Here is a 9,637-nt window from a genome sequence, read left to right on the forward strand (position 1 = left end):
GTAATCCTAACAATTCGAGCCTTGAAACGTATAAGTTGCTACATCAAAGATAAAGGTTCGATTGAAATTGTTCCCCTTTGTCCATGTCCCAAACTACATCAATCATGAGAAAATTTTTGTCTTCGGGAAAATTAATCAACCTTTCGTTTCCAACAACTGCGGCTGCAAAACCTGATTTAATTTGCCGCTGCGAAACCCCTCCAAATCCAAAGTCGCGTACACAAAACCAAACTCCTGAAACACCGCCACCAATTCAGGCAAATCGGTATTTAGCACAAACTCCTGAATCTCCTCTGCAGGTAACTCAATGCGCGCCGTATCTCCGTCCGATCGCACTCGCAGATTTTTCAGTCCCAACTGCCGCAAATACCGTTCGGCGCGCCCCACTCTTTGCAACTTTCCAACGGTGATTTCTTCGCCGTAAGGAAAGCGCGAACTGAGACAAGGTTGAGCCGGTTTGTCCCACCAAGGCAAACCCAATTCTTTTGCCAATTGCCGCACCTCAAATTTAGTGATTCCTACTTCGGCTAAAGGCGATCGCGCGCCGCGTTCCTTTGCCGCCTGAATTCCGGGACGATAATCCTTTAAATCATCCGCATTAACCCCATCCACCACATAAGGATAACCCTTTGCTAGTGCTAGGGGTTTCAAAGTATCGTGCAGTTCGCTTTTGCAGAAATAGCAGCGGTTAACCGGGTTAGAAGTGTAATTTGGATTTGCCATTTCCTGAGTTTCTACTTCCTCGTGGGCAATACCAATTTCTGCTGCTTGAATCCGCGCATCTTCTAAATCTTCTGGCAGTAAAGACGGCGACACAGCCGTCACTGCCAAAGCGCGATCGCCCAACACATCAAAAGCGATTTTTGCCACCAAAGTGCTGTCAATTCCGCCGGAGTAGGCAATCAAAGCCCGTTCCATTTGTGCGAAAATAGTTTTTAATTCTTCGAGTTTTTCTATTAACATGATTTCAACTTTTATTACTGCTATTCTGGAGCGATACCGAGGGCTGCCAATCGAGCCAAAAGTTCTTGATTTCGCTGTCTTTCCTGTTCCAGCAGCGTCTCGGCTAACTCTTTGTCTTGCTGTTGGCGATCGGCCCGCTGGCGTTCATTTTCGGCCCGTTCTTCCGGCCACAAAAGCAACTCGCCCGCCGTATTCCACCAGCGCAGCCAATATCCCGTTCTACCTTCGCGAGTTCCCTGCCACACTCCCAAAAATAGATTTAATCCAGGTATTAAATAACGGCCGTTTTCATCAGGATTTTGATTCTCATAACGCTCGGATTCTAGCGCATAAACTTCTATTCTGCCTGTATGGGGCCGAAAAATGACATAGCGAGGAACTTTGATTACTTGTTCGTAAAAAAACCACTTGCCGATTTCTTCTGTGTGTTCGACAGAGTATTCGTCGCCGTAAGTAGCTGATAGAAATTCCATCACTACAAAAGGGACTGTTCCTTCGGTATGAGGCGTGTAACTGCGGCGGGGATAGTTGTGAGGCCAAGGTTGCACCGGCTGCACGTACATCCAGTCTGGTGCTTTGCAAATAGTGCGATCGTCCACAGCAGCGCACAAAGCAAAATTAGAAACTATTAGTGCGTCTTGCATTAGTTGCGGGGAATCCACTACAGACTGGCGCAAACCGTTAGCTAGCAAGGGATGGTCTATATCGTCTACAGGGTCGTCTGGTAGGATGAAATCATCGGGTAGCAGAGGCCAAGTAATCTTGAGCTGCGATATCGGTTTGTGAATTACAGTAGTCATAAGTCACCTCATTTTACCAATAAAAATTTTAGTTTTAGTCCAGATGGGCGATCGATAACCTTGTCTATATCTTAGCGCGCTAAGTCGATAATAAAATTAGTTTGTAGTAAGGAATTTAGTCCTCACTACAAACAATTACCCTGAAGGTGCGGAATGCGCGCTTTAAAATTCCCGGCGGGAAAATATGGCGATCGCAATTGACAACAGCAGCACCACATACAGCAAACCGTAGCCAGCATCTGTAATCAAACCTGCCAAGTAAGGAACTTGTCCGTAAACAGCATCATTTCTCAAATTGAATCTGGCTAAATCCGGCAAAACCAGATATAGTCCCATCATCAATTGTTCTAGGCCAGGATTTTTAGTTAACTTGCCCAAAGCCACTAAATCCCGCGTCGAATGTCCCATCAAATAAACGCCAAATGTCAGTAAAGTTGCCAACAGCGAACTGCTGAACACCCCAAATAAAATCCCTACACCAGCCATGAGACAAAGCTCAAACCAGATAAACAGCGAAGCGATTAAAATGCTTCCCAAAGGGAAAGGAATGCTACTCAAACTCAGAATAGCCAGATAGATAACAGTCATTGCCGCTACAAGCACCGCCAGCACCGCCGACAGTCCTAAGTGCTTGCCCACAATTAACTCAGCCCGACTTATCGGCTTAGCAACTAACAGATAAACAGTGCGCTTTTCAATTTCTTTGTTGACCAATCCGGTAGCCACAAACACTGTGGCAATTAAACCGAGAATGCTCATAGCAGCCAAACCGATATCTAAGATAATTTTCTTTTCGGTTGTCGCCGCCAATTCCGGTATCAACCGTACCGAGGCGCCCATCAACAGAGCAAAAATAATAATTAAGTAAAGGATGCGATCGCGAATTACTTCCCAAAATACATTGGTCGCGACTGTCAAGATTCTTCTCAAATTCATCTAGTTATTAACCCGCTGGAAACTTTCGCCATACTTTAGTGCAAGGAAGAAGGAAGAAGGAAGAGGGAAGAAGGAAGAAGGAAGAGGGAAGAAAGAGGATTTTTTCCATCTCAGACTCTCAGACTCTCCCACTTTCAGACTCTCCCACTCTCCCGCTATACCCATCGCAATTAGTTAACACAGACAGAATCAAACTTGAGTGTCCCCCGGCGTTCCATCTTTTTTCTGTCCGGGTTGAGAGCGTTTGATGGCATCGCACGTTACAGTCGCCCTATTGGCTATCTGGAACACCTCGCAAGATTTGGTAAACGAATATATTTCCGGTCTAAAAACCACTCCCAGCCAAGTTGCCTGCATATCTAACTGATAGCGAGACTCTCCTTGGACGATCGAAGTTTTGACATCCCACCTCCCATCTTCTGCGACTACCCCAGTTGTTTGTAAGGCTTGATTCCGCAGAAAAAATCGCTCATTGTCAATATCTATTAACATTTGCTCTACCTGCGCCCACGGTTTTGTGCGGGCTTCATTTCGCAGGTATCGCTCCATTTCATTGAGGATGACAACTCCTCGGGAGCGATTAATAGTTGGCTGTTGAAATGTCACCACATAATCGCTTTGCCTTAAATCCTGAGATAAAACACTCGGATACTGTTCTATCCAACCTTGAATTAAAAAGTGAAAAGCAAACCAACAGGAAAACAGCAGGTGAACGAGAGTAATCATCAAAAACTGAGGGCGCACCAACGACCTGATACCTTCCCGTTTTGACTCGCTATTCCAAATCTCTATTGTAGCAAGAACTGCTACTGCTATAAGTGGGCCTGATATCCATGCTATTTCCTTCCTATCCGACGGTAATCTTATCAGTAACCACAAGCCAATTAAGATGCTTGTCACCCACGGACTCAGACTTACTCCTTTAATCACAAAAGGTTGCTGGCTGGTCAGCAAACCCATTGAAAGTGTAAATAATAACCAGCTCATATCAAAAAGCAGAGTTCTCGTCCGCCAGTCAGTTACGGCTGCCACTGTCAGCAAAGCTAAAAATATGCTGAGTAGTAAAGGAGTCTTCCAGTGGACAACTTTAGGCGGAATCATCGCCTTTTGGATTTTTTTATTAGTTTCCCAAAGGTTGTTCGTCAGCTTAGTGAGTTGCTGAGTGACATCAAAAAATTGCTTCATCATAAATTTCAATACACGCTTTGCAAAAACAACACGGTTAAAATAACGAGATTGCTAACAGTGTGGGCGATTAAAATTCCCCCAAACTGGGTAGTTACTTGAAAAGTTTTTTTGGGAGGACGGCGGGTGAGGGTGGGCGGCCCTAAAAACTGAGGTTGGGAAGCTTTTTTATTGCCGACAACCATGTTTTCTATGAATTCTAAGCCCTGCCATTTAGCTAGAAAAGTTACTGCTAATACGGAGAGTGCTATCATAGTTATTGGAGCGTAAACATTATCCCCACGTCCTAATAAAATATAACCGATAAGCTGTTCCCGCAATTCTTTGCTAAGAACGCTTTCAATGCCGAAGAAAACTAACCAGCCTACGCAAGTGCAAGATAGATTGAGGATGGCTGTATATTCAATGCTGGTTTTGGGGCCGAGTTTAAGTAGTTTTTGCAAAAACCACGATTCGATCGCGATCGCCAAAAACATAATTAAAATTTGCACCAAAACAGTCCGAAATGGGAAAACACTCGCAATCATAAGCCTTTAGGTATATCAGTCCGTGTTAAATTTTAATTGTACAGCACAAACGGAATAATCTTAACCGGAGGTTTGAGCACCTGATTCCGTTAGATCGCTGCTTAAAAGATTGGGAGTTAGAAGTTATCGTATAATCTGTTGAGATCCGCCAACAGAATGGAAAAATTAAACATTCAAGGCGCGCGATCGAATACCCACCCCGATACAGACTCAAACAACTGCTGATTATGGTAAGGAATGGCATTGGTATTCGGACAGCCTCATCCCGCTCGGAACGCGCCGCGGGTCAGATTCACGTCTACGACGGCGCTGGTAAAGGCAAGTCTCAGGCAGCTTTGGGAGTAGTGTTGCGCTCGATCGGGCTGGGTATCAATTCTGACTCGCCCACGCGAGTTTTGTTGCTGCGCTTTCTCAAAGGTCCCGGCCGCTCCTACGACGAAGACGGGGCAATAGAAGCCTTGCAACGGGCATTTCCCCACTTGATCGACCAAGTGCGAACCGGCAGAGCCGAATATTTTGGGGCCGAAGCAATCACCCGCTTCGATCGCGCCGAAGCTCAGCGAGGCTGGGATATCGCCAAAGGAGCGATCGCCAGTGAGCTCTATTCCGTCGTGGTACTAGACGAACTAAACCCCGTATTGGACTTGGGTTTGCTGCCAGTTGACGAAGTAGTCCAAACCCTCAAAAACAAACCAGAATATTTAGAAGTCATCGCCACAGGCCGAGCGGCCCCCGAAGCTTTGCTGGAGATTGCCGACTTACACTCAGAAATGAAGCCCCACTATCACCCCGCAGCGGCCGAGCATCATATTTCGGGGATCGAAATATACACCGGAGCGGGCAAAGGCAAGTCTACGAGCGCTTTGGGCAAAGCTTTGCAGGCAATAGGTAGGGGTATCAGTCAAGACCAATCTCACCGGGTGTTAATCGTGCAATGGCTCAAAGGTGGCACCGGTTATACAGAAGATGCGGCGATCGCAGCTTTGCGGCAAAGCTACCCGCAGCTAGTAGACCACCAGCGGTGCGGCCGAGATGCTATAGTTTGGCGGGGGCAACAGCAAGAGCTAGACTGCATCGAAGCAGAACGCGGCTGGGAAATCGCCAAATGTGCGATCGCCAGCGGTTGGTACAAAACGATTATTCTCGACGAACTCAATCCCACAGTAGACTTAGAACTGCTGCCGGTAGAGCCGATCGTCGAAGCCCTGCTACGCAAGCCGCGGGATACAGAAATTATTATCACCGGGCGCTGCCACAAACCCCACGCTTACTTTGACTTGGCAAGCGTACACTCCGAGGTATACTGTCACAAACACTACGGCGATCGGGGCGTAGAACTAAAGCGGGGCGTAGACTTTTAAAGCCCGGAGCGGTACCGAGTTCAATCCGGGCCAGAATTATTAAATGAGGGCCCTGCCTGGAAAACCGGAAATTGCCACAAAGCCTTGTTACCAAGTAACAAATCTCCCAATTTTCCTTGTCTTCGGGATCACCCAGATCAGCCTTTTTTAATCTTTAATTTCCTCCCCCGGACGCGATCCCCGACCGCCAATCCAAAATGGAACATTAAGAATATGAGCCGCGTCTTGTAGAGCGTGAGCACCTGAGACAGTGCACCAGGATTATTAAAGGGTGAAGACATTGAATATAAAAGCTTACAAGCAAAAAATCCGCGAGGGAGAAAGTCTAGACAGGGTTAAGGCCAGTAGGCTAGACTTGCGGCTGGCAAACAGGTTAAACTACAGCGGAATCCAAACATTCGGTGTTCTAGGCAGTGTCTGTAGTCGCACCAGCGATGACCAACAAGTAGAGGAGTGAAGCTTTATGACAACGTTAAATGACGATTCTAATCAACTAGATTTAAACCTTCCGGGACTGGGCCCGGATACAATCTTCGCCGCAGGCGGGGCGGATTTCGTTAGAACTTCCACCCTGGGCGGCAGCTTAATATTTGGCCAAGCCGATAACGATACTCTGATTTCAGTTGGCCCGAACGATACACTGTACGGCGGCGACGACGAAGATTCAATCAGATCTCAGCGCACTCCGGCTTTGCTGTTTGGCGACCGAGGTAATGACACCATAGTCGCTGAAGCCCGCGCTACCCTGTACGGCGGCGAGGGAGAAGACTTCCTCCAAGGTACTGTCGAAGCTAACCTCATGTTTGGTAATGAGGGCGCAGATACGATGCTGGGAGGGGCGCAGAGAGGAGATTCCCTCTATGGCGGTAAGGACAATGACGCGATCGGCTTCTTCATCGCAGGCGGTGGCAACAACCTCTCTTTAGAGGGTGGCTTGGCTATTGGCTTCGCTGGCAATGAAGGCAGCAACTTCTTGCGGGGTGATTTGGGCGACGACTTAGTTGTAGGTATCAATGTAAGAGACAGTCTTTATGGCGGTAAAGGCAACGACACGCTACGTGGTGTGGCCAGCAACAGCTACCTGTCGGGCGATGATGACAACGACACCTTAGTCATTACCAACAGTACGCAAAGCAGCCCATTTACTACCGACGTCATCACGATCGGCATTGAGAGAACCACCTTGATTGGCGGTGGCGGCGACGATTCTCTCAACGGCGCGATCGGCGACTTTGGCGGCGGCAGAAACTTCTTTGACGGCGGCGAAGGCAACGACACGATCAACGTTTTTGCCTTTTCTGATACCGCGTTGGGAGGTGAAGGCGACGACTTCATCCGGTCGGCGTCGGTGCCGGATGTAATTTCGAGCGTAGGCGCGCGGAGTTCATTTCCAGGTTTCGCGGGTCGCAACTTGCTCGACGGCGGAGTAGGCAATGACACGATCGTTGCAGCTTTTGCGACGGATACAATGATCGGCGGTGAAGGCAACGACAGCCTGAGCGGTACCTTTACTAACGCAGCCGGTGGAGATGGCAACGATACTATCAATGCTAGCAATGCCATTTTTGCTGGTACTGGTACTGCTTTGATTACTCTCGAAGGCGGGCTGGGCAACGACTCGTTAATTGGCTACACCAATCCTACTACTGGCAGCAGCTTCACCGTCACCAACCTCATGAACGGTGGCGTGGGAAGTGACACCATCATCTTTGGCAGCCAGTTCGATCGCCTGATTGGCAACTTGGAGGGTAACGACTTCATCTCCTACGCTAGCACCATCACCTTTAGCGGCACAGTCGTCAACTTGATTACCGATACTTTAGGCAGCAACTTCATTACTGGTGGCAACGGCACTGATGTGATCACTACTGGTAACGGGGATGACATCCTGTTCGGCGACTCATCCAATGCTACCGACGCCGCTGGAGGAGCCGGGGACGATACCTTAATTGGCGGTGGCGGGAACGACACCATGCTGGGTGGCTTTGGTAACGACTATTTGATCGGCGGCGAGGGTAACGACTCTCTCGGCGGCGGCCCTGGTGCTGATACGCTGATTGGCGGATCGGGTAATGACAGCTTCTACTACAACAACTTCGGCGAGGGCGCCGTGGCGGGTACTACTAACGTAGACCAAATCGGCGATTTTACAGTCGGCCAAGACAAGTTTATCTTCCAAATCAATGGCTCCAACGGCTTCCCCAACTTGAGGGTAGTGCCAAATACGAATCGACTTTCTTCGCAGGCGTTCTTGGCGCTTGAGAGTGGGGCGTACGAGAGCAAGTTTGCTCCAGCCGGGGCGGGCGAGACAGAGCCGTTCGTCTTCTATGAAGGTGCAAACGGAACCCAAGGCGGACGACTAGGATATGACCCTGACGGTATTGCTGGTCCTAACCCAGGCGTTACGCTGGCAAATCTGAATGGCAGACCGGGCATTACGGCTGCTGACATTATCCTGATTTAATTTGGGTAAAAGTGGGTGGGGTCGATTCTAAAACATCGCCCTACCAACTCTCAAAACTCATTGTGCTATGTTTCGAGCTGGGGATATCCATCCCCGGCTTTTTTATTGGCATTGGGAATTGGGCCGAAAATTAGAATCTGTAGGAGCGGGTTCACCCATAAATTTTGCCACCCATCAATAATCTCGATAAACCCGCCCCCACCCAACGAATAACCCCGATTAAGCATAGTCGCCCAACCGTTAAATTTAATTAATGGGGAATTGGGCCTTTATAGCATGGGGAATTGGGCCGAAAAGTAGAATCTGTAGGGGCGGGTTCACCCATAAATTTTGCCACCCATCAATAATCTCGATAAACCCGCCCCCCAACTCAAAGACGATACCAGTCAAAAAGTGAGGTAAAAACAATGAAAACAATTAAAGACCTAGATATTGTTGCTTTAACTGAAGATTTAGAAGCCACCCATTTTGAAACAAAACAAATCATTAAATTATATAAAGGACAAGTAGGAACAGTTGTGATGGAATTTGATGGCAGTGCTTTTGAGGTAGAATTTTCTCATCAAGATGGCACAACTTATGCAATGGAAACAATTCCAGCCACAAAATTAATGCTTTTACACTATGAGTTAGTAGAATCTGTAGGGGCAGTTACCCGATGAATTTTGCCACCAATAATCTTTATCAACTCGCCCCTACATATTGGTACAAATGATTTAGGCTCATTATAAAAAATCCCGCAAACATATCGTTTGCGGGATTTAGTAGGCAGGAAACTTGTAGCGAATACTGTTACTAAGCTCGGTCTACAATCTCTTTTGCTTTATCTTTGAGGTCTTCTTTCAGGTGAATTGCTGATGCTTCATCCTGCTTGGCTTGACCTTCTAATTTATCTTTCTGATTGCCTGTAACTTCGCTAACAGCTTCTTGGATTTTGCCTTCAATATTCTTCGCTGTGGCTTCGACTCTATTTTCAATGTTCATAATTTTTTATTCTAACTCTACAACTACTAATATATGATTTTAAAGTTGAGTCTGTATCTCTCTTTAGATAGATTTGTTATTACCTTTATTTCTAAGTTAAAGGTTCGATCGCAACTTCGACAAGTTTATTTTTAGAGGAAAAACCGGATTTAATGCCGATCGCAGATTTCGGCACTTTAAACTTTTTCGCCAAAAGCATGATTAATTCTTGGTTTGCTTTACCCTCCACAGGCGGCGACTTGAGATGTATTGTGAGGCTGCCGTCGGGTTGTTCTGCGATGCTTTGCTGTTTGGAATTCGGTTTAACTTTTACTGTGAAAATTTTCATGTGACTAATAACTAATAACTAATGACTAATGACTAATAAGGAATGAGAATTAAATAACTTCCACTCTTGAAAGTGGGATGGGCGTCCCG

At 47.1% G+C, this 9,637-nt stretch carries 11 protein-coding genes; 4 read left to right on the forward strand and 7 right to left on the reverse strand.

The genetic code is table 11. The annotated features are described in order from the left end of the window. Positions 1-135: 135 nt before the first annotated feature. The 5 genes from larE to fraC all read right to left on the reverse strand — a co-directional run bounded on the left by larE (position 136) and on the right by fraC (position 4,411). Positions 136-963, reverse strand: coding sequence for an ATP-dependent sacrificial sulfur transferase LarE (larE, locus tag QUB26_RS18050; RefSeq protein WP_333319096.1), 828 nt, complete (start codon positions 961-963; stop codon positions 136-138). A gap of 20 nt (positions 964-983) precedes the next feature. After that, positions 984-1,763, reverse strand: a complete 780-nt coding sequence (locus QUB26_RS18055; protein WP_333236546.1) for a Uma2 family endonuclease — start codon at positions 1,761-1,763, stop codon at positions 984-986. Positions 1,764-1,925: 162 nt separating this feature from the next. Further along, positions 1,926-2,699, reverse strand: a complete 774-nt coding sequence (locus QUB26_RS18060; RefSeq protein WP_333236544.1) for an ABC transporter permease — start codon at positions 2,697-2,699, stop codon at positions 1,926-1,928. 189 nt (positions 2,700-2,888) lie between these two features. Next, positions 2,889-3,887 carry a DUF5357 family protein gene (locus QUB26_RS18065; protein WP_333247647.1) on the reverse strand — a complete coding sequence of 333 codons (999 nt, stop codon included), beginning with the start codon at positions 3,885-3,887 and terminating at the stop codon, positions 2,889-2,891. A gap of 5 nt (positions 3,888-3,892) precedes the next feature. Continuing rightward, a complete protein-coding gene (gene fraC / locus QUB26_RS18070) occupies positions 3,893-4,411 on the reverse strand; it encodes a filament integrity protein FraC (RefSeq protein ID WP_333236540.1) in 519 nt (172 codons plus the stop codon). A gap of 227 nt (positions 4,412-4,638) precedes the next feature. On the opposite strand from fraC, the gene QUB26_RS18075 reads away from it, so the two are divergent. From QUB26_RS18075 to QUB26_RS18090, 4 genes are all read left to right on the forward strand, one after another. After that, complete coding sequence (locus tag QUB26_RS18075; RefSeq protein ID WP_333039380.1) at positions 4,639-5,772, forward strand: cob(I)yrinic acid a,c-diamide adenosyltransferase; 1,134 nt, start codon at positions 4,639-4,641, stop codon at positions 5,770-5,772. 280 nt (positions 5,773-6,052) lie between these two features. Continuing rightward, entirely contained in the window at positions 6,053-6,229 is a 177-nt protein-coding gene (locus QUB26_RS18080; protein WP_333319098.1) for a hypothetical protein, read from the forward strand. A 6-nt stretch (positions 6,230-6,235) separates the two neighbouring features. Then, entirely contained in the window at positions 6,236-8,236 is a 2,001-nt protein-coding gene (locus QUB26_RS18085) for a calcium-binding protein (protein WP_333319100.1), read from the forward strand. 407 nt (positions 8,237-8,643) lie between these two features. Further along, entirely contained in the window at positions 8,644-8,898 is a 255-nt protein-coding gene (locus QUB26_RS18090; RefSeq protein WP_333151407.1) for a DUF4926 domain-containing protein, read from the forward strand. 133 nt (positions 8,899-9,031) lie between these two features. Here the strand turns inward: QUB26_RS18090 and QUB26_RS18095 are convergent, their stop codons facing one another. Next, a complete protein-coding gene (locus tag QUB26_RS18095; RefSeq protein ID WP_333054441.1) occupies positions 9,032-9,220 on the reverse strand; it encodes a CsbD family protein in 189 nt (62 codons plus the stop codon). A gap of 91 nt (positions 9,221-9,311) precedes the next feature. Further along, the gene (locus QUB26_RS18100; RefSeq protein WP_333319102.1) at positions 9,312-9,548 is read right to left on the reverse strand and encodes a DUF167 domain-containing protein; all 237 of its coding nucleotides are present in this window, start codon (positions 9,546-9,548) and stop codon (positions 9,312-9,314) included. Between the last annotated feature and the right edge of the window lie 89 nt (positions 9,549-9,637).

The organism is Microcoleus sp. B4-C1 (assembly GCF_036705285.1).
GTDB lineage: Bacteria > Cyanobacteriota > Cyanobacteriia > Cyanobacteriales > Microcoleaceae > Microcoleus.

What these genes read in the sequence shown, in the direction of transcription:
- QUB26_RS18075 (WP_333039380.1), top strand. Translation starts at nt 4,639, where the DNA reads ATGGTAAGGAATGGCATTGGTATTCGGACAGCCTCATCCCGCTCGGAA.
- QUB26_RS18090 (WP_333151407.1), top strand. Translation starts at nt 8,644, where the DNA reads ATGAAAACAATTAAAGACCTAGATATTGTTGCTTTAACTGAAGATTTA.
- QUB26_RS18095 (WP_333054441.1), bottom strand. Translation starts at nt 9,220, where the DNA reads ATGAACATTGAAAATAGAGTCGAAGCCACAGCGAAGAATATTGAAGGC.
- fraC (WP_333236540.1), bottom strand. Translation starts at nt 4,411, where the DNA reads ATGATTGCGAGTGTTTTCCCATTTCGGACTGTTTTGGTGCAAATTTTA.
- larE (WP_333319096.1), bottom strand. Translation starts at nt 963, where the DNA reads ATGTTAATAGAAAAACTCGAAGAATTAAAAACTATTTTCGCACAAATG.
- QUB26_RS18055 (WP_333236546.1), bottom strand. Translation starts at nt 1,763, where the DNA reads ATGACTACTGTAATTCACAAACCGATATCGCAGCTCAAGATTACTTGG.
- QUB26_RS18085 (WP_333319100.1), top strand. Translation starts at nt 6,236, where the DNA reads ATGACAACGTTAAATGACGATTCTAATCAACTAGATTTAAACCTTCCG.
- QUB26_RS18060 (WP_333236544.1), bottom strand. Translation starts at nt 2,699, where the DNA reads ATGAATTTGAGAAGAATCTTGACAGTCGCGACCAATGTATTTTGGGAA.
- QUB26_RS18100 (WP_333319102.1), bottom strand. Translation starts at nt 9,548, where the DNA reads ATGAAAATTTTCACAGTAAAAGTTAAACCGAATTCCAAACAGCAAAGC.
- QUB26_RS18065 (WP_333247647.1), bottom strand. Translation starts at nt 3,887, where the DNA reads ATGATGAAGCAATTTTTTGATGTCACTCAGCAACTCACTAAGCTGACG.